This window comes from Bradyrhizobium iriomotense (genome assembly GCF_018130765.1).
Classification (GTDB): domain Bacteria; phylum Pseudomonadota; class Alphaproteobacteria; order Rhizobiales; family Xanthobacteraceae; genus Bradyrhizobium; species Bradyrhizobium iriomotense_A.
This window is the reverse complement of sequence record NZ_JAFCJZ010000034.1, coordinates 41,665-60,870: the sequence shown is the minus strand read 5'-3', so window position 1 is coordinate 60,870 and position 19,206 is coordinate 41,665. Positions and strand designations below refer to the sequence as shown.

Below are 19,206 nucleotides of genomic sequence, written 5' to 3'. Positions count from 1 at the left end.
GGCCTCCGACCGGCTGGCGGGAACCCATCGTTAATGGAGTTAAAACAATTATGGTTAATGACCGGTTGAGGGCATAAGGGCTCTCGTCGCCTCACTGGCCGCGGCGTGCTAAGCAGGCGCCAATGGGCGAACGCCCCTCCTCCCTGGACCTAGACATGCCGAGTTCGAAACCGCTGATGACCCAATCATCCGGCTCCACCCCCGATAGCGTCGAATCCGCGCTCCGCACGCTGGAGACGGAGAGCGGCGGCATCAACGCCCTCGCCGCCGCGCTGCGCGGCCCGCTGGGCGCGACCTTCGCCAGGGCGGTCGACCTGATCCGCAACGCCAAGGGCCGCGTCATCGTCACCGGGCTCGGCAAGTCCGGGCATATGGCGCGCAAGATCGCGGCGACGCTGGCCTCGACCGGCACGCCCGCCTTCTTCGTCCACACCGCGGAAGCCGCCCATGGCGACCTCGGCATGATCACCGCCGATGACGTCATCATGGCGCTGTCCTGGTCCGGCGAGCAGCCGGAGATGAAGACGCTCGTGAACTATTCGGCGCGCTTTGCGATCCCGATGATCGCGGTGACGTCGAACGCTGCGTCCTCGCTGGGACAAGCCGCCGATATCGTCATCGAGTTGCCCAAGGCGCGCGAAGCCTGCCCGCACAATCTGGCGCCGACCACCTCGACCATGATGCAGGTCGCGATCGGCGATGCCATCGCGATCGCGCTGCTCGAAGGCCGTGGCTTCACCGCGCTGGAGTTCGCGCATTTCCATCCCGGCGGCAAGCTGGGCGCGATGCTGAAATTCGTCCGCGACTACATGCGCACCGGTGCCGAGATCCCGCTCAAGCCTGAAGGCACCGAGATGTCGGACGCCGTGGTCGAGATGTCCGCCAAGGGGCTCGGCTGCGTCTGTATCGTCAACGATGCGGGCGAGGCCGTCGGCATCATCACCGACGGCGATTTGCGCCGCCACATGCGGCCCGACCTTCTGACGGCGACGGTCGACGAGATCATGACCAGGCAGCCGAAGTCCGTGCCGCCCTCGATGCTCGCGACCGAGATGATCGAGGTGCTGAACACCCGCAAGATCACGACGCTGCTGGTGACCGAGGCGAACAAGGTGGTGGGCATCGTGCATCTGCACGATCTGTTGCGCGCGGGCGTGGCGTAGGGTTTACCCGTCATCCCGGGGCATCGCGAAGCGATGAGCCCGGGATCCATCGTGCCGCAGAGTTTGCCTCGCTATGGATTCCGGGCTCGCGCCAAGTGGCGCGCCCCGGAATGACAGTGAGAGTGTGGCACGCTCCTCCTTCCCCACCGTCATTGCGAGCGCAGCGAAGCAATCCAGTCTGCCGCCGCGGAAAGATTCTGGATTGCTTCGCTGCGCTCGCAATGACGGCGGTTAGAGCGGCGCCGGAAACCGCGCCGCCTTCTCCTCCAGCGGCAGTCTCAGCCCGTTCGCCAGATACGACACCGTGCGGTAGAAGCCGCACAAGAGCATGATCTCCAGGATCTGCGCCTCGTCGTAGTGCGCCGAGAGCGTGGCGAACTCCTCGTCCGTGAATGTCGCGCTTGTATGCAGCGCGTCCACGGCTGCGATCAGCGCCTGCTCCGCCGGAGACCAGCAGGCCGACGTCGCATCGCCCTGCACGGTGGCACGGACCTCATCCTCGGTGAGCTTCGCCGGCCCGGCAAAGACAGCGACATGCACGCCCCATTCATATTCGCATTTGTTCAGCGCGCAGGTGCGGTCGATGACGATCTCGCGCTGGCGCAACGACAGCGGCCCGGGATCGAGCAGCCCGCCGGCCCGGAACTTGTCCCAGGCTCGGGCGTGGCCCGCCATCACCCGGAACAGCACCAGCGGCGGCGCGCCGCGCATGATGCGGTCGAACTGCGCCTGGATCTCCGGGGGATAAGGCGGGGTAAGCGGGGCAATGCGCGGTGAGGCCTGAGACATGGGCGGCTTCCGTTGCTACAAATAACGTAGCAATACGCTACACTATTTGTAGCGCGACGCAAGGGGACCGCCGATGGCGAAACAGGCTAACTCAAAGACACGCAGCGTCCGCGGTTCGCGCACCGGGCGACCGATCATGGCATTACTCGACCTGCTCGGCCGGCGCTGGGCCTTGCGGATTCTCTGGGAATTGCGCGAAGAGCCCCTCACCTCGCGCGCGCTACGTACGGCTTGCGATGAGGCTTCACCCACGGTACTGCAAGCGCGGCTGACGGAGCTGCGCGAGGCGGGGTTCGTGGAGCTGGGCGACGGTGGAGGCTACGGTCTGACGGCGCTGGGGCGGGAATTGTGCGAGACCTTCATGCCGCTGCACCGGTTTGCGGAGCGGTGGAAAAGGTAAATCTGAAAGCTTGCCGCGCGCTCCAATTTTCCTTCTCCCCTTGTGGGAGAAGGTGGCGCGAAGCGCCGGATGAGGGGTCTCTCTCCTCAAACTCAGCTCAGCGTTCGCGGAGACATACCCCTCACCCGTCTCGCCGCTTTGCGGCGAGCCACCCTCTCCCACAGGGGGAGAGGGTAAAAGAAAGCTACGCCGCCGCCACCGTCAGGTTGGCGCCGTCGACCTGCACCACCTTGACCCGCGTGCCCGCCGGCGTATCCGGGCCGGCAACGCGCCACACCGTGTCGCCAATGCGCACGGTGCCGTTGCCGTCGATGATCGGCTTCTCCAGCGTGAACTCGCGCCCGAGCAGCGCCTCGGTGCGCTTGTTGAGGAACGGGCTTGCGCTTTCATCGGGTTTCGGTCGGGCGAGGCGGCGCCAGACCGGGACGGCCGCCGCGGCGAACACCGCGAACATCACGAGCTGGATCTGCCAGGACAAAAGGACGGCGAACGAGATCAGGCCCACCAGCAGTGCCGCAAGCCCGAGCCAGAACAGGAAGACGCCCGGCGCGATCGTCTCCAGCGCCATCAGGATGAAGCCGAAGATCAGCCAATTCCACGTGCCGAGCGATACGAACATGTCGGTCATGACACGACCTCTGAATATTGGCGCATGCCCTTGTCGCAAGGCATGCGCCGGTGACTATCCCTGCCGCGGTGGTACCGCCGGCGGCGTGCCGCCGGTCGGCGGCACCGAGCCGGTGCGGCGCGCGGCGGCAGCCGCAGACGCCGCGCTTTCGCCGAACGTTGCCTTGGCGATCTCGCCGATGCCGGCGAGCGAGCCGAGCATGCTGGTCGCTTCCATCGGCAGCATGATGATCTTCTGGTTCGGCGCGTCGGCGAACTGTCCGAACGCCTTGATATATTTGTCGGCGATAAAATAGTTCAACGCCGCGACGTCGCCCTTGGAAATGGCTTCCGACACCGCCTGCGTCGCCTTGGCTTCGGCCTCGGCCAGACGCTCGCGCGCCTCGGCGTCGCGGAAGGCGGCTTCGCGGCGGCCTTCGGCCTGGAGGATCTGGCCCTGCTTGGCGCCCTCGGCGCGCAGGATCTCTGACTGGCGCTGGCCTTCGGCGGCGAGGATGTCGGCGCGCTTGACGCGCTCGGCCTTCATCTGCCGGCCCATGGCCTCGACGAGGTCGGCCGGCGGCACGATGTCCTTGATCTCGATGCGATTGACCTTGACGCCCCAGGGCGAGACCGCGGCATCGACCACGCGGAGCAGGCGCTCGTTGATCTCGTCGCGGTGCGACAGCACCTGGTCGAGATCCATCGAGCCCATCACCGAGCGGATGTTGGTCATGGTCAGGACCGTGATCGCCTGGTTGAGATTGGCGACCTCGTAGCTCGCTTTCGCAGCATCGAACACCTGGAAGAAGGCGACGCCGTCGACCGTCACGGTGGCGTTGTCCTTGGTGATGACCTCCTGCTCGGGGATGTCGATCACCTGCTCCATCATGTTGATCTTGCGTCCGACGCGATCGAAATAGGGCACGATCAGATTGAGCCCGGGGCTCAGCGTCTGGGTGTATTTGCCGAACCGCTCGATGGTCCAGTCATAGCCCTGCGGCACCGTCTTCACGCCGGCTAACAGCGTGACGATGACGAGCAAGACCAGAACAATCGCGAAAATGTCGAAACCGCTCATAGCTCCTCCAAGCCGGGAAAAAGGCCCTTTCCGGCGCTGTCATTGGTCGGGATTACGACCCTACCGGTTCAGCGGTCGCAATTCACGTCGGTATCGGCGCAATTCTGCACAAGACGTCGAGGGAGAGAACGATCACGATATGTATTTGCGGCGGGCTCTTGAAAGCGCGCGGGCGCAGACCTAGCAGCGGAAATTAACGAATTCGGCCCCAGGCGTCCGTCACGGACGGCGTCATTCGATCACGTCATTCGCAATTGCGAGCAGACCCGGGGAAAGCGTGACACCGAGCGCCCTGGCCGCCTTGAGGTTGATCACCAGCTCAAACTTCGTGGGATTCTGGACCGGCAGGTCGGCGGCCTGCGCGCCCTTCAGGATGCGGTCGATGTAACCCGCCGCGCGCCGGATCTGCTCGGCGCTGTCAGTGCTGTAGGACATCAGGCCACCCTCGTTGACGAAGGTACGGCTCCAGAACACCGCGGGCATGCGCGCCTCCGCGATCGCCCCGAGCAGATCGACGCGGTTGGCCATCGTGAAGAAGTCCGGCAGGATCAGCAGGCCGCCGTCCTGCCGCGAGGCCAGCGCCGCGATCGAGGCGGCGTCATGGACCGGCGCGGGCTCGACGGTCACGTGAAGCGTCCGTGCGGCGTCCTCGATCGTGCGCAGCATCAGCGGCGCGAACGGCGCGGTGGCGGGATTGTAGACGACGAAGACGCGGGACACTTTTGGCGTGACCTGCGTCAGCATCTCCAGCCATTTGCCGGCCAGCGGGCCGTCGTAATCGGTGAAGCCGGTGATGTTGCCGCCGGGATGCGCAAGGTTCTGGACAAAGCCCTGGCTGACGGGATCGGTGACAACGGCGAACACGGTCGGGATCGTCGCGGTGCGCCGGCGCAGCTCTTCGACCGAGGGCGTGCCGACCGCGAGCAGGATGTCGGGCTTGAGCGCGATCAGCTCGTCGGCGAGGCCAGCGATCCGCGCACGGTCGCCGGCGCCGCTGCGCCAATCGATCCGCAAATTCTCGTGCTCCTTCCAGCCGTGGCGGCCGAGCGCTTCGACCAGGATGGCGCTGCGCGTCTGCCCGATGGCATCGTCGGCGGCCGTGACTGAGAGTACGCCAAGCCGGCGTGCGGGCTGCTGCGCGAGCACCGACGACGGCAGCGCCGCGATCATCCCAAGCGTCAGGAGTTCGCGGCGGTTCACAGGCGCTCTCCTCAGATCCAGGCTCGCTATATCCAGCCCTGGAGCTCGCGCAGCACCAGGGCGCGGATCACGTCCATGCCGGGTTCAGTGTCGTTGAGGCAGGGGATCGCGGAAAACTGCTCGCCGCCATTGTGCTTGAAGATCTCGGCGTTCTCCTGCGCGATCTCCTCCAGCGTCTCCAGGCAATCGGCGGAAAAGCCCGGCGTCACCACCGCGATACGGCGCACGCCTTCTTTCGCGAGCCGCTCCATGGTCTTGTCGGTGTAGGGCTGCAGCCACTCGTCATTGCCGAAGCGCGACTGGAAGGTCAGCAGCAGTTTTGTCTCGTCCATGCCGAGCCGGCGGCGCAGCGCCTCGGTCGAGGCGATGCAGTGCTGCTGATAGGGATCGCCCTTGTCGACATAGGATTTCGGCATGCCGTGGAAGGAAGCGACGATCAGCTCCGGCTTGAACGGCAGCGCGGCCAAATGCGTCTCGATCGAGGTCGCGAGCGCCTCGATATAGGCTTCGTCCTCGTAGTAAGGCGGCGTCACCCGCAGCGTCGGCTGGTTGCGAAGCTGCGCGAGCACGCGGAACACTTCGTCGCAGACGGTGGCCGAGGTCGAGGCGGAATATTGCGGATAGAGCGGCACGGCGAGAATGCGCTCGCAACCCTGAGCGATCAGTGCGTCGATGCCCGTCTTGATCGAGGGGTTGCCGTAGCGCATCGCCCAGTCGACGACGACGTGGTCGCGGTCCGACAGCGCGGCCGCGAGCTTGTCGCTTTGCGACCGCGTGATCGTCTTGAGCGGCGACTCGTTCTTCTCGGTGTTCCAGATCTTCCGGTAGTCGAGCGCCTTGGTGCGGGGACGGCGGCGCAGGATGATCCCGTTCAGCACCAGCTTCCAGATCAGGCCCTGGTCCTCGATGACGCGGGCGTCCGAGAGGAACTCCTTCAGGTAGACCCGGACGCCGGGAGCGTCAGCCGTATCGGGCGTGCCGAGATTGACCAGGAGCACGCCGACGCGCGGCAGGGCGGATCGGGTGGCCGGGTTCGCAGTCTCGAGGGGGACGACGCTGTTCATGGCTGGTTGGGTCGCGCGTTGGTCCGAACTTGTCAAGATGAGGGCGGTTTCGCTAGGGTCGCACCCAAGCGGGGGAGGGAAGATGACGCTCGCGGAATGGTGCGTATTCGGGGCGCTGCTGCTCTATCTGTCGACGATCGCCTCGATCAAATGGATCAGGTTTCGCCGCTTCGACAATTCACGGCCGCGCGATCCCGCCTTCTATGAGGACGCCATCGCGCAGCGCGCCCTCGGCGCCCACCAGAACGGCATCGAGACCTTCCCGTTCTTCGCCTTCGCGGTGCTGCTTGCCGAATTCAGGGACTCGCCGCAGCGGCTGATCGACGAGCTCGCCGCGCTGTTCCTGATCGTGCGGATCGCCTACGTGCTGACCTATCTCGGCAACCGCCCGACGCTGCGCTCGATCCTCTGGAGCATCGGCTTTGCGATCAATCTCGGGATTTTTTTCATGCCGATGCTGAAGCGGTTTCTGCCGGTGTGAGCTTCTTCCTTCTCCCCTTGTGGGAGAAGGTGGCATAGGCGGCCTTTGGCCGCCGTTCTCAAGAACGCCGATGCTTCGCATCGGCTATAGCGCCGGATGAGGGGTTCTATCGCCGAACGCAGCTGCGAGAGGATCGCTTGCGGAGACAACCCCTCACCCGTCTCGCCGCTACGCGGCGAGCCACCCTCTCCCACAAGGGGAGAGGGGAAGAGCTCAAAAACACGTCGTCCGTTCGGCCGCGATGTAGCCGAACAACAGGCCGACGCCGAATAACAGCACGAGGGCGGCGGCGCCGAATTCGATGCCGCGCATGAACAGCGCGCCGCCGCCGTCGCGCCCGGCGCTGAGGCGCGCGGCGACGTCCTTGGCGGAGACGGCGATAACAGCGATGGCCGCGACCGTGATCGCGGTGCCGAGCCCCATCAGGAAGGTGGCGGCGATGCCGGCCCAGAACAGGCCCTGGGCCAGCGCGAACACCAGCACCAGGATCGCGCCCGAGCAGGGCCGGATGCCGACGGTGAGGATGGCGGCAAAGCCGCGCCGCCAGCCGCCGGGCCCGGCGAGCTCGCTCGGCGTGGGCCCGTGGGAATGGCCGCAATGCTCGTCATGGACGTGATCGTGCCCGTGGTGGGCGTGGTCGTGGGCATGGGCACGATCGTGGTGATGATGATCGTGCTCATGATGATCATGCGCATCGTGGTGATGGTGATGGCCGTGATCATGACGGTCATGCGGCACGCCCGCCATCGCGGGCACTGGCTGGGCCGCCTGCAGCGCGCGGAGGAAGGTGCGACCCTTGACCCAGACGAGGCGCAGGCCGAACAGCGCGATCAGGGCGTAGCTCGCGATCTCGATCACCCCTTCCGCCTTGCACATGGTCTTGGCGGTCGCGTTCAGCACCCAGGCCGAGATGCCGACGATCAGGATCGCCACCAGCGACTGCATCAGCGCCGAGGCGAACGACAACGCGATGCCGCGCCCGGCGGTCTCGCGGTTGGCGACCAGATAAGAGGCGATCACCGCCTTGCCATGGCCTGGGCCGGCGGCATGGAAGATGCCATAGGCGAACGAGATGAAGAGCAGCGTCCACACCGCCGAGCCGTCGGACTTCGCGGCACGTATGGTCGACGACATCTGCCGATAGAATTCCGACTGCTTTGCCAGGAGCCAGCCAATGAGGCCGCTGGCCTCGGGTTCGGCCGCCGGCGCGGGGCGCGGCGCGCCGAAGGGGTTTTGCGCGAGGAGATTGTGAAGCGCGGCATCGGCCGCGATCACGACCAGCAGAACGGCCACGCAGGCGATCAGCCCGCGGGTGAGCAGGGAGAGATGCTGCTTCAAGGGCAATCCACCGTGATCTTGTTGGCGAACATCATGCCGAAATTGCTGTTCTCACCGTTCAGGAAAGTCTGCTCGTTGAGCTTCTGGGCGGTAGCCGAGCCGTCGCTGGGACGATCGAGCTTCATCTGGCAACCCGCGGGCGCGCCGACCAGCTTGACCGGATTCTCCTTGGCCATCTGGAAGTCGATGAAGAACGAGCGGTCGAACACTTCGAGCACCAATTGCCTGGGCTTGACCGGGTTCTTCAGCGGCAGCGTGAAGTGCAGGGTCAGCACCGTGTCCTTATAGTCGAGGAAATAGTCGACCGGCTCCTGGAAGCGCTCCTTCTTGCCGTCGGCCTTGGCGAAGGTGAAATAGGCATATTCCTTCAGCGACTCGACATTGGTCTGCGCCAGCGACCCGAGCTCCTCGCGCGTATAGGCGCCCTTGGTCTTGCTCTCGAGCCCCTGCACCGCATAGGCCGAGAACATGTCGTCGAAGGTCCAGGCGTGACGCACGCCGGTGATGCTGCCGTCGGCGGCGTACAGCAGCTCGCTGGTCGCGGTGATCCAGACATGCGGATGCGCATGCGCTGCGCCCGCCGCGAGCGTCATCGCGGCGGCGAGCAGCCATCCGAACAAGCGGCGCATACCCATCAGGCCGCCTTGGCGTCGTCGAGCAGGCCGCGACGGCGGAGCAGCGCGTCGGGCTCCGGCGGGCGGCCGCGGAAGGCCTCGTAGGCCGCTTCCGGATCGACCGATCCGCCGCTCGAGTAGATGTCGTCGTGCAGGCGTTTGGCGACGGCGGGATCGAAGATGTCGCCGGCCTCCTCGAACGCGCCGAAGGCGTCGGCGTCCATCACCTCGGACCACATGTAGCTGTAATAGCCGGCGGCATAGTGGTCGCCGGTGAAGATGTGACCGAACTGCGTGGGCCGGTGACGCAGCGCGATTTCCTCGGGCATGCCGATCTTCTCCAATTCGCGTCTCTCGAAGGCGCGGACATCCTGCGCGGCGGCGGCCGGCTGGGTGTGGAACTCGAGATCGACCAGCGCCGAGGAGACGAACTCGACCGTGGCAAAGCCCTGGTTGAATTTTCGCGCAGCCAGGAAGCGCTGGAGCAGGTCGTCGGGCAGCGGCTCACCGGTCTGGTAGTGACGGGCGAACTTCTGGAGCACCTCGGGCCGCTCCTGCCAGTGCTCGTAGAGCTGGGACGGCAGCTCGACGAAGTCGGTGAACACCGAGGTGCCCGACAACGAGGGATAGGTCACGTTGGAGAGCATGCCGTGCAGGCCGTGGCCGAACTCGTGGAACAGGGTGCGGGCGTCGTCGGGCGACAGCAGCGATGGCTCACCGCCGGCGCCCTTGGCGAAATTGCAGATGTTGAGGACCAGCGGCGCGACTTCGCCGTCCAGCTTCTGCTGGTCGCGCAGCGAGGTCATCCAGGCGCCGGAGCGCTTCGACGGGCGTGCGAAGTAATCGCCGTAGAACAGCGCCTTGTGCTTGCCGTCCGGCCCCTTCATCTCCCAGACCCGGACGTCGGGATGCCAGACCGGAACGTCCTTGCGCTCCTCGAAGGTGACGCCGAACAGGCGCGTGGCACAGTCGAAGGCGGCGGCGATCATGTGGTCGAGGCCGAGATACGGCTTGATCGCGGAATCGTCGAAATTGGCCCGCTGCAGGCGCAGCTTCTCGGCGTAGAAGCGCCAGTCCCACGGGGCGAGCTTGAAATTGCCGCCCTCTTCCGTGATCAGCGCCTGCATCTCGTCGCGGTCGGCGAGCGCCCGGGCACGGGCCGGCTTCCAGACCCGCTCCAACAGGCTCCGCACTGCCTCCGGCGTCTTGGCCATGGAGTCCTCGAGCCGGTAGGCGGCGTAGGTCGGGTAGCCCAGGAGGTTGGCGCTCTCCTCCCGCAGCTTCAGGACCTCGACGATGGTCGTGTTGTTGTCGTTGGCATTGCCGTTGTCGCCGCGGGCGATGAAGGCCTTGTAGACCTTCTCGCGCAGGTCGCGCCGTGCCGAGCTCTTCAGGAACGTCTCGACCGAGGAGCGCGACAGCGTGACGATGGCCTTGCCTTCCATGCTGCGCTCTTCCGCCGCAGCCTTGGCGGCGGCGACGAAGCTCTCCGGCAGGCCCTGGCGATCGGCCTCCCCGAGCTCCATGAACCAGTCCTGCTCGTCGCCGAGCAGATGATGGCTGAAGCCGGTGCCGAGCTGGGCCAGCCTCTCGTTGATCTCGGCCATCCGGACCTTGGCCTCCTCGGAGAGGCCGGCGCCGGCGCGGTGGAAGCGGGTGTAGGTGCGCTCCAGCAGGCGGAGCTGCTCGGGCGAAAGACCGAGCGAGGTGCGGTTCTCGTGCAGCTGGGCGATGCGACCAAACAGCACGGCGTTCATCATGATCGGATTCCAGTGCCGCGCCATCCGCAAGGAGACCTCCTTGTCGATCTCCAGGATGGCCGGGTTGGAATGCGCCGAGACGAGGTCGTAGAACACCGCCGCGACCTTGCTCAGCAGCTTGCCGGAACGCTCCAGCGCCGTGATGGTGTTGGCGAAGTCGGGCGCCGCGGGATCGTTGGTGATCGCCGCGATCTCGGCGGAATGATCGGCGAAGGCCTGCTCGAAGGCCGGGAGGAAGTGCTCCGGCGTGATCTCGTCGAAGGGCGGGGTCGCAAACGGCGTCACCCAGGCCTTCAGCAGCGGATTGATCCCGGAGTCCATAGTCTGGCGGGTTTCTGACATCGCAAGTCCCGATCTTTGTGGCTCAATTGTTGCGGCCAGCTATAGCACGCGATGGGGCTTTTTTGGGCCATTTGGCCTTGCTCCCGGCCAGCTTTTCGGGGAGATTGCGGCCCTCGAAGTCAGGACCCCTGAGCCCCATGAACGCGTCTTCTTCCTCGTCCCGCCAGATCGTCTGGCCCAGCGTCATCACCGTCATCAGCGCCGCGATCCTGATCGGCGCGGAGGTGTTCGGCGCGGCCTTTGCCGGCGGCTGGGCGCTCGCGATCCTATTCGGTCTCGGCGATCAAGGCGCCCACATTCTGCAGGCCGTGCTGTTCGCACTCGGCGTGCTCGTGATGACCGCCTTCATCCGCGCGGCTCAACGCGTCGAGCCTTTCACGAAGCGCGGCTGACGCTTCACGCGCGTGAGCAACACGCGCAGCGCAGCGAAAACTTAACGCTCGTTCATCTTCAGCGTCGCTCGCGCAACAGCGCGCAAGCAGACGTTAGGCAATTCTGTTCTCAGCCTAAAAAAATTCTTGCGAAGCAGAGTCAAAACGCTTATGTGCGGACTTGCCCAATTTCGCACGTGCCTGTGGTCGTGTGTCAGTCGGTAGGTATCCGGACAAGAGGCCGGACAGCCGCCAAGGGGTGAAGAAGCCGAGGGGCTCTTCGGAAGTGCGGAAGTCGAGACTGAAAGGTCGAGCGACCGAAGCAAACCCGGAGGGTCCAGCATCTCTCTCAAAGAGATGCCATGTCGAAGGTGACTTCGCTCTTTGCAACCGTGACTGGCAGCCGGAGGCGAACCGGCGCACCCCGCTCTCAACGGGGGACGCGACTTAAAGCAACGACGGATCGGGCTTTTTTGGTCTCTACCGGCAGTCCAACGCCGGCGCGGGCTACTGAAAAGGCTTGTCCTTCATTGCCAGGTGTGCGGGCGGGAATCTCTCCCAACCAATCCACGGCAGCACAGTCTGGTTTGAGTTTTTTGGCCTCAACGCGCCTCCATCGCGCGATGTGGCTGAAGCACTCTCATCAGACGTCACGTTGATACGGCTCCCGTCGCTGGGACCGTTGGAGAGTGCCATGACCGAACGTATCCAGGAATTCCTGCGCAATCGCCGCAACGAAGGCCTCGACACCGAGCCGTGCCTCGTCGTCGACCTCGAGGTCGTGCGCGACAATTACCAGAGCTTCGCCAAGGCGCTGCCCGACAGCCGCGTGTTCTACGCCGTCAAGGCGAACCCGGCGCCGGAAGTGCTGGCCCTGCTGGCGTCCATGGGCTCCTGCTTCGACACCGCGACCGTCGCCGAGATCGAGATGGCGCTGGCCGCCGGTGCGACGCCCGACCGCATCTCCTTCGGCAACACGATCAAGAAGGAGCGCGACATCGCGCGCGCCTTCGCGCTCGGCATTCGGCTGTTCGCGGTCGACTGCGCCGCCGAGGTCGAGAAGGTCGCCCGCGCCGCCCCCGGCGCGAAGGTGTTCTGCCGCATCCTCTACGACTGCGCCGGCGCCGAGTGGCCGCTGTCGCGCAAGTTCGGCTGCGACCCGGAGATGGCGGTCGAGGTGCTCGACCTCGCCAAGCGCCTCCGGCTGGAGCCGTGCGGCATCTCCTTCCATGTCGGCTCGCAGCAGCGCAAGGTGAAGGCGTGGGACCGTGCGCTGGCGATGGCCTCGCAGGTGTTCCGCGACTGCGCCGAACGCGGCATCAACCTCACCATGGTCAACATGGGCGGCGGCTTCCCGACCAAGTACCTGAAGGACGTCCCGCCGGTCGTGACCTACGGCCGCTCGATCTTCCGCGCGCTGCGCAAGCACTTCGGCAACCAGATTCCGGAGACCATCATCGAGCCGGGCCGCGGCATGGTGGGCAACGCCGGCGTCATCGAATCCGAGGTCGTGCTCATCTCGAAGAAGAGCGACGAGGACGAGGTGCGCTGGGTGTATCTGGACATCGGCAAGTTCGGCGGTCTCGCCGAGACGATGGACGAGTCGATCCGTTACGCCATCCGCACCCGTCACGACGGCGCGGACATGACGCCGTGCGTGCTCGCAGGTCCGACCTGCGACAGCGCCGACGTGCTGTACGAGAAGAACCCGTATCCGCTCCCGGTCACGCTCGAGATCGGCGACAAGGTGCTGATCGAAGGCACCGGGGCCTATACGTCGACCTACTCGTCGGTGGCGTTCAACGGCATCCCGCCGCTGAAGACCTACCACATCTGATCCGCCTCTCTGTCTGAGGCCTGACGAACCCGGGAGCCGGTCCGCCGGCTCCTCCCTGACATCCTCGATTTCTGACGACGTCTTGGACAGGCGTGCTTCCCGCACGCCGGTTCAAGCGGGGACTGACGCGCCATGACTGCTTTTCGGAAGCCACAAGTCGCCCTCACTTCGAAAGCCGCTTCGTTCGCGATCCGTGCGGAACGTGCTGCCGACGTCGCCGCCCGTGAAGCGCTGCTGGATGCCTGCTTTGGCGAGAACCGCCATGACCGCACCTGCCAGCGCCTGCGCGACGGACGTGCACCTGCCGCAGGCCTTGCCCTGTCGGCTGTGCGCGAGGGGACACTCGTGGGAACCGTGCGGCTGTGGCACGTCAGCGCCGGAGGCAGGCCCGCTCTGGTCCTCGGACCACTGGCGGTCGACCCTGCCTGCCGCGAGCTCGGGATCGGCGCCGCGCTGATGCAACAAGCGCTGGCCGCCGCCCGGGCGCGCGGGCATGAAGCCGTGATCCTGCTCGGCGATGCCCCTATTACGTCCGGTTCGGCTTCTCGGCAGAGAAGACCGGGGCGTTGGTGCTGCCCGGCCCGTTCGAGCGCGACCGCCTGCTGGCGATCGAGTTCGCCGAAGGTGCGCTGGATGGCGCCGAGGGGATGATCGTCCCGACCGGCGCGGCCTTACCCAAACGGAGGGTAGTTCGCCCCCTCCAGGCGCACGCGGCCTAACGGATCGCTTTCATAGCGACGACCGAAGCCGCATCGAGCGGCAACGCCCGGCCGCGCCTGTGCCAAGCCCGTTCCTTTGGGGTTGCGCAGGCGCCGGAAACGCCCTTTAACCCCCGCGAAACACCCCCTTCAGTCGAGGCCCACGACCATGTCCCGTCGCCTGATTTCCACCGGCTCCCCGCTCGAGAAGACCGTCGGCTATAGCCGCGCCGTGATCGACGGCGAGTTCGCCTTCGTCGCGGGAACCACCGGCTATGACTACACCACGATGACGATGCCGGCCGATGTCACGAGCCAGTCACGCAACTGCTTCAAGACCATCGAAGCTGCCCTGAAGGAGGGCGGATTCGAGATGGCCGATATCGTCCGCGCGACCTACTACGTCACCGACGCCAGCTACATCGATGCCCACTTCGCCGTCTGCGGCGAGGTTCTCGGTGACATCAGGCCGGCTGCGACCTTGCTGGTCGTCAGCGCCCTCGCCAAGCCCGAGATGAAGGTCGAGATCGAAGTCACCGCCAAGCGCCGCAGCGTCTGACAAGCGCCGCAGCGCCTGATCCACCCCTCACTGCCAGCACTTTCCGGAGAATCTATCCTATGAGCCCTCCCTCGCAGATCTACGCGAAGATCACCGGCCCCATCGTCATGGTCGGCTTCGGCTCCATCGGCAAAGGCACGCTGCCGCTGATCGAGCGGCATCTCGACTACGACAAGTCGCGCATCACCGTGCTCGATCCCAAGGACGAGGGCCGCAAGGCGCTTTGCGAGAAGCACAATGTCCGCTTCATCCAGAAGGGCCTGACCAAGGACAATTATCGCGAGGTGCTGACCCCGCTGCTCACGGAAGGCGGCGGCCAGGGCTTTTGCGTCAATCTCTCGGTCGATACCGGCTCGACCGACATCATGGAGCTCTGCAACGAGCTCGGCGCTCTCTATATCGACACCGTCAACGAGCCCTGGCTCGGCTTCTATTTCGATGCGTCGAAGGGCCCGGAAGCGCGCTCCAACTACGCGCTGCGCGAAGTGACGCTGGCCGCCAAGAAGGCGCGCCCGGCGGGCTCGACCACGGCCGTCTCCTGCTGCGGCGCCAATCCCGGCATGGTCTCCTTCTTCGTCAAGCAGGCGCTGCTCAACGTCGCCGCCGACCTGAAGCTCAATGCTCCCCGGCCCAAGACCAAGGCCGAATGGGCGGACCTGATGCGGCAGGCCGGCGTCAAGGGCATCCACATCGCCGAACGCGACACCCAGCGCTCGAAGAAGCCGAAAGAGCCCGACGTCTTCGTCAACACCTGGTCGGTGGAAGGTTTCCTGTCGGAAGGCGTGCAGCCGTCCGAGCTCGGCTGGGGCACCCATGAAAAATGGATGCCCGAGAATGCGCGCACCCACGAGGCCGGCTGCGGCGCTGCCATCTATCTGATGCAGCCCGGCGCCAACACCCGCGTGCGCACGTGGTGCCCGACCCGCGGCGCGCAATACGGCTTCCTCGTCACCCACAACGAGTCGATCTCGATCTCCGATTACTTCACGGTGCGCGACGCCTCCGGCAAGGCCGTCTACCGGCCGACCTGCCACTATGCCTATCACCCGGCCGACGATGCCGTGCTGTCGCTGCACGAGATGTTCGGCCGCGCCGCGAAGATGCAGGAGAAGCACCACATCCTCGACGAGAACGAGATCGTCGACGGCATCGACGAGCTCGGCGTGCTGCTGTTCGGCCACGACAACAATGCCTATTGGTACGGCTCGCAGCTCTCCATCGAGGAGACCCGCGAGCTCGCGCCCTACCAGAACGCCACCGGCCTGCAGGTGACCTCCGCCGTGCTCGGCGGCATGGTGTGGGCGCTGGAAAACCCGAATGAAGGCATTGTCGAAGCCGACGAGATGGATTTCGACCGCCTGCTGGAAATTCAGCTGCCCTATCTCGGCCCGGTGAAGGGTTTCTACACCGACTGGACGCCGCTGACGGATCGTCCGGGACTGTTCCCGGAGGATATCGATACCAGCGATCCCTGGCAGTTCCGGAATATTCTGGTGCGGTGAGGCGCCTGTCATTCCGGGGCGGCGCATAAGCGCCGAGCTATGGTGCGCAATTGCGCACCTGAGAATCCATCGGGCGGCCGTGTCGGCAGATCAATGGATTCCGGGCTCGCGCTACGCGCGCCCCGGAATGACGACAGAGAAACTACTTCTTCTCAATCGGCGGCGCGATCTTCTCCGCCGGTGCCGGCGGCAGCGCCGGCTTTGTCGCTGCGCCTTGCGTCTGCGGCTCCGGGCGCGCCGGCTCGGGGGCCGGCGTGGTCGGCCGATCGCCGCCAGGCTTGGCTTCCGCGGGCGTCTTGCTCTGCTCGTCGGACGGGGTGCCCTGGAGCGGCTGCGTCGCCTGCGCCAGCTCCGCCCGGCTTTCCGCTCGGATCTGAGCCAGCGACATCACCGACACCACGACACCTGCTGCGAACAGCAAACCGGCAATTGTCAGGTCGAGCTTCAGTCTACGCTTGTCATCTGGGCCGGGCATGTCGATCACCGCCTTTATCCGCGGAATCAACGAAACTGGGGCGCGCGAGTTCCGAGACCGGCAAGGCGGGAACCGCCCCTCGCGCGCCAAAACGCCGCCCGCTCACTCCGTCGTGCTGACTTCCCAGGTGGCGTGACGCACGCCCGGCAGATGCTGGAGATCGGTCGCCACTGCGTTCAACTCGTTCGGATCGACCGCGGTCGCGACCAGCTTGGCGGCGATCTCCAGATTGTCCTCGCCGATCTCGGCGACCTCGATATCGGCGACCGGATATTTCGCGGCCTCGAGCTTGTCGACGAGGCGGTCGCGCATGTCGGGAAGGGCGTCGGTCGCAACCGCCAGCTTGAAATAGTAGGTCGCCTCGAGCGCCTTCTCGTTCAGCGGGATGCGGTTGATGGCATTGACCAGCGGGCGCAGCATGGTGTTGCCGGCGATGACGAAGACGGTGAGCGCGGCCGCCTGCGCGACCATGTCGGCGCCGGCGCAGGAGCCGACCGCGGCCGAGGCCCACAGCGTCGCCGCAGTGTTGAGCCCGCGGACGTCCATGCCCTGCTTCATGATGACGCCGGCTCCTAAGAAGCCGATGCCGGAGACGACGTAGGAGATCACCCGCACCGCGCCGTCGGCGCCGGTCAGATGCATAGCGAGATCGACGAAGGCGGCCGCTCCCACCGCGACCAGCACATTGGTGCGCAGGCCCGCAGTACGCTGGCGATATTGCCGCTCGGCGCCGATCAGTGTGCCCAGCACGAAGGCCGTGGTCAGGCTGATCAGCGTGTCGATGAAATCGGCGAGTTGGAAGGTCGTCAGAAACCGCATGGTCCCCTATACGGCCGGAACCATGACAGATTAAAGCTCCAGCAGGCCGCCGTCCCCATTTTCGTCGGCAAACGCCAGCAGCGTGCCCTTGGCGTTCCAGGCAATCGCGGCGACCGGCGGGGTGCCGTTGCGGCGGACCAGGATCTCGGCACCGTCTTCCAGACGCACCATCAGCACGGTGCCGTCGCTGTAGCCGGCGGCGAGGATGTCGTTCTTGGGATGGCAGGCGACCACCGACACGCGCGCCTGCAATGGCGCGAGCATCGCGGGCTCCTTGCCCATCGGGCCGTCCTTGCTGCCGAACGGCCAGATGATGACGGTGTCGGCACCGGAGGTCGCGAGCCCCTTGCCGCCCGCGCTCCAGGACATCGAGCGGACGCGGCCGGGATAGCCAGTCATGCGCATGTGCCTGTTGTCGGCGAGCCGCCAGCCGTGCAGCGCCGGCTCGTGCATGGCGGTGACGAGGAATTTGTTGTCGGGGCTGAAGGTGACCGCGTGATGCGAGCCGGCCCAGGGCAGGAATTCGGCCGAGCCCTCCATGTTCGGAAACCACAGCGTCGCGCCGTTGTAATGCGCGATCGCGAGCCGCAGTCCCTTCGGCGCGAACGCGAGACCGCCAACGGTCGAGGGCACGTCGAGCGACTTCTCCTCGTTCTTGCCGCTCTTGACGGTCGCGGTCTTGCCGGCCGACCAGGCGAATGCGCCATCGGCGTGCAGCGCCACCGCGTCGATCCAGCGCCGCTTGGGGTCGGTCGCGAGCAGCGTCACCTCGCCCTTGGCGTCGAGCGAGACGACCTTGCCGTCGTCGCCGCCCATCACGATGCGCTTGCCGTCGGAGGCGGTGGAGAGAATGCCGCCGCTATGCACGGCGACCGTGGTGATCTCGCCTTGGCTATCGACGAATTTGACGTTCTCCTCGCCGCCGACGAAGGCGGCGCGGGCGCCGAGGAAAGACACCGAGGTCACGGCCATGCCGAGCGCAACCTGTTTGACGCGATCGGTGACGGAGACGATCGAGGCGGAATCGGGGGGCGGCGAAAACTCTTTCATCACGAGACGATGCAGCTCTCAAAACCTTCGCGAATGGCCTTCTCCGGCAATTCGCGGCCGATGAAGACGAGACGGCTCTCGCGCGGCTCGCCCTCCTTCCACTTCCGCTGATGGTTGCCCTCCAGCATCATGTGGACGCCCTGGAAGACGTAGCGGTCGTCGTCGTCATGGAAGGCGAGGATGCCCTTGGAGCGCAGGATCTTGCCGCCCTCGACCTGCACCAGGTTCTGCAGCCAGGGCATGAACATGTTGGGATCGAGCGGCTTGTCGGTCTTGAGCGCCAGCGACTGCATGTCCTCGTCGTGATAGTGCTTCAGGCCGTGACCGTGATCATGGTGATGATGGTCGTGGCCGTGATGGTGGTGATGATCATGGTCGTGGTCATGATCGTCGGCCTCGAGGAAATCCGGCTCGATGTCGAGGATGCGATCGAGGTCGAACGCGCCGCGGTCGAGCACGTCGGCCAGCGCCACCGAGCAGCGCTCGGTGCGATGCAGCTTCGCATAGGGGTTGATGCCGCGGATGCGGGCCTCGACCTCGGCAAGCTCGGGCTTCGTCACGAGATCGGTCTTGTTCAGCACGATGACGTCGGCGAAGGCGATCTGGTTCTTGGCCTCGGGCGCGTCCTTGAGCCGGTCGGACAGCCATTTGGCGTCGGCGACCGTGACGACCGCGTCGAGGCGGGCGTTCTTCTGCACGTCCTCGTCGACGAAGAAGGTCTGGGCGACCGGCGCGGGATCGGCAAGGCCGGTGGTCTCGACGATGATGGCGTCGAACTTGCCCTTGCGCTTCATCAACCCGTCCATGATGCGGACGAGGTCGCCGCGCACGGTGCAGCAGATGCAGCCATTGTTCATCTCGAACACTTCCTCATCGGCGCCGATGATGAGGTCGTTGTCGATGCCGATCTCGCCGAATTCGTTGACGATGACGGCGTATTTCTTGCCGTGGTTCTCCGACAGGATGCGGTTCAAAAGCGTGGTCTTGCCGGCGCCGAGATAGCCGGTCAGGACGGTCACGGGAATTTTCTGAGAGGTCGCTTCAGACATAACAACTC

General features: G+C 65.5%; 19 protein-coding genes and 1 pseudogene. 8 read left to right on the top strand and 12 right to left on the bottom strand.

Annotation, left to right across the window (positions count from 1 at the left end):
* The first annotated feature begins 155 nt into the window (after positions 1-155).
* A complete protein-coding gene (locus JQ635_RS36600; RefSeq protein WP_211414618.1) occupies positions 156-1,163 on the top strand; it encodes a KpsF/GutQ family sugar-phosphate isomerase in 1,008 nt (335 codons plus the stop codon).
* A gap of 231 nt (positions 1,164-1,394) precedes the next feature.
* Here the strand turns inward: JQ635_RS36600 and JQ635_RS36595 are convergent, their stop codons facing one another.
* The gene (locus JQ635_RS36595; RefSeq protein WP_211414617.1) at positions 1,395-1,952 is read right to left on the bottom strand and encodes a carboxymuconolactone decarboxylase family protein; all 558 of its coding nucleotides are present in this window, start codon (positions 1,950-1,952) and stop codon (positions 1,395-1,397) included.
* Positions 1,953-2,025: 73 nt separating this feature from the next.
* Between JQ635_RS36595 and JQ635_RS36590 the strand changes: the two genes are divergently transcribed.
* Positions 2,026-2,352, top strand: a complete 327-nt coding sequence (locus JQ635_RS36590) for a winged helix-turn-helix transcriptional regulator (RefSeq protein ID WP_211414616.1) — start codon at positions 2,026-2,028, stop codon at positions 2,350-2,352.
* 184 nt (positions 2,353-2,536) lie between these two features.
* On the opposite strand, the gene JQ635_RS36585 is transcribed toward JQ635_RS36590, so the two are convergent.
* The 4 genes from JQ635_RS36585 to hemH all read right to left on the bottom strand — a co-directional run bounded on the left by JQ635_RS36585 (position 2,537) and on the right by hemH (position 6,303).
* Complete coding sequence (locus JQ635_RS36585; protein ID WP_211414615.1) at positions 2,537-2,980, bottom strand: NfeD family protein; 444 nt, start codon at positions 2,978-2,980, stop codon at positions 2,537-2,539.
* Between the two features lie 54 nt (positions 2,981-3,034).
* Complete coding sequence (locus tag JQ635_RS36580; RefSeq protein WP_211414614.1) at positions 3,035-4,039, bottom strand: SPFH domain-containing protein; 1,005 nt, start codon at positions 4,037-4,039, stop codon at positions 3,035-3,037.
* Positions 4,040-4,270: 231 nt separating this feature from the next.
* Positions 4,271-5,239 (bottom strand): ABC transporter substrate-binding protein, encoded by a 969-nt coding sequence (locus JQ635_RS36575; RefSeq protein WP_211414613.1) that lies wholly within the window; start codon positions 5,237-5,239, stop codon positions 4,271-4,273.
* 26 nt (positions 5,240-5,265) lie between these two features.
* Positions 5,266-6,303: a ferrochelatase gene (gene hemH / locus JQ635_RS36570; protein WP_211414612.1), complete on the bottom strand. Its 1,038-nt coding sequence runs from the start codon at positions 6,301-6,303 to the stop codon at positions 5,266-5,268.
* Between the two features lie 82 nt (positions 6,304-6,385).
* On the opposite strand from hemH, the gene JQ635_RS36565 reads away from it, so the two are divergent.
* Complete coding sequence (locus JQ635_RS36565; protein WP_211406149.1) at positions 6,386-6,784, top strand: MAPEG family protein; 399 nt, start codon at positions 6,386-6,388, stop codon at positions 6,782-6,784.
* 213 nt (positions 6,785-6,997) lie between these two features.
* On the opposite strand, the gene JQ635_RS36560 is transcribed toward JQ635_RS36565, so the two are convergent.
* From JQ635_RS36560 to JQ635_RS36550, 3 genes are read right to left on the bottom strand one after another with little or no spacing between them, the layout of a single operon-like run.
* A complete protein-coding gene (locus JQ635_RS36560) occupies positions 6,998-8,122 on the bottom strand; it encodes a nickel/cobalt transporter (RefSeq protein ID WP_211414611.1) in 1,125 nt (374 codons plus the stop codon).
* Positions 8,119-8,757: a DUF1007 family protein gene (locus tag JQ635_RS36555; RefSeq protein ID WP_211414610.1), complete on the bottom strand. Its 639-nt coding sequence runs from the start codon at positions 8,755-8,757 to the stop codon at positions 8,119-8,121. Before JQ635_RS36555 ends, JQ635_RS36560 begins: the two co-directional genes overlap by 4 nt.
* The gene (locus JQ635_RS36550) at positions 8,757-10,838 is read right to left on the bottom strand and encodes a M3 family metallopeptidase (RefSeq protein ID WP_211414609.1); all 2,082 of its coding nucleotides are present in this window, start codon (positions 10,836-10,838) and stop codon (positions 8,757-8,759) included. The genes JQ635_RS36555 and JQ635_RS36550 overlap by 1 nt, the downstream gene beginning before the upstream one ends.
* Positions 10,839-10,975: 137 nt before the next feature.
* Between JQ635_RS36550 and JQ635_RS36545 the strand changes: the two genes are divergently transcribed.
* The 5 genes and pseudogenes from JQ635_RS36545 to JQ635_RS36525 all read left to right on the top strand — a co-directional run bounded on the left by JQ635_RS36545 (position 10,976) and on the right by JQ635_RS36525 (position 15,805).
* Entirely contained in the window at positions 10,976-11,230 is a 255-nt protein-coding gene (locus tag JQ635_RS36545) for a hypothetical protein (RefSeq protein ID WP_211414608.1), read from the top strand.
* A gap of 673 nt (positions 11,231-11,903) precedes the next feature.
* A complete protein-coding gene (locus tag JQ635_RS36540) occupies positions 11,904-13,046 on the top strand; it encodes a type III PLP-dependent enzyme (RefSeq protein WP_080134516.1) in 1,143 nt (380 codons plus the stop codon).
* A gap of 132 nt (positions 13,047-13,178) precedes the next feature.
* Positions 13,179-13,765 (top strand): annotated as a pseudogene (locus JQ635_RS36535) (GNAT family N-acetyltransferase).
* Between the two features lie 148 nt (positions 13,766-13,913).
* Entirely contained in the window at positions 13,914-14,303 is a 390-nt protein-coding gene (locus tag JQ635_RS36530) for a RidA family protein (RefSeq protein ID WP_183242527.1), read from the top strand.
* Between the two features lie 59 nt (positions 14,304-14,362).
* Positions 14,363-15,805: a homospermidine synthase gene (locus JQ635_RS36525; RefSeq protein WP_211414607.1), complete on the top strand. Its 1,443-nt coding sequence runs from the start codon at positions 14,363-14,365 to the stop codon at positions 15,803-15,805.
* A 142-nt stretch (positions 15,806-15,947) separates the two neighbouring features.
* Here JQ635_RS36525 and JQ635_RS36520 read toward each other — a convergent pair whose 3' ends face one another.
* The 4 genes from JQ635_RS36520 to JQ635_RS36505 form a co-directional block, all read right to left on the bottom strand.
* Positions 15,948-16,280 (bottom strand): hypothetical protein, encoded by a 333-nt coding sequence (locus JQ635_RS36520; RefSeq protein ID WP_211414606.1) that lies wholly within the window; start codon positions 16,278-16,280, stop codon positions 15,948-15,950.
* Between the two features lie 102 nt (positions 16,281-16,382).
* Positions 16,383-17,099 (bottom strand): MgtC/SapB family protein, encoded by a 717-nt coding sequence (locus JQ635_RS36515; RefSeq protein WP_211414605.1) that lies wholly within the window; start codon positions 17,097-17,099, stop codon positions 16,383-16,385.
* Positions 17,100-17,129: 30 nt separating this feature from the next.
* Positions 17,130-18,149 carry a WD40 repeat domain-containing protein gene (locus JQ635_RS36510; protein ID WP_211414604.1) on the bottom strand — a complete coding sequence of 340 codons (1,020 nt, stop codon included), beginning with the start codon at positions 18,147-18,149 and terminating at the stop codon, positions 17,130-17,132.
* The gene (locus JQ635_RS36505; RefSeq protein ID WP_211414603.1) at positions 18,149-19,198 is read right to left on the bottom strand and encodes a CobW family GTP-binding protein; all 1,050 of its coding nucleotides are present in this window, start codon (positions 19,196-19,198) and stop codon (positions 18,149-18,151) included. Before JQ635_RS36505 ends, JQ635_RS36510 begins: the two co-directional genes overlap by 1 nt.
* Positions 19,199-19,206 lie beyond the last annotated feature (8 nt).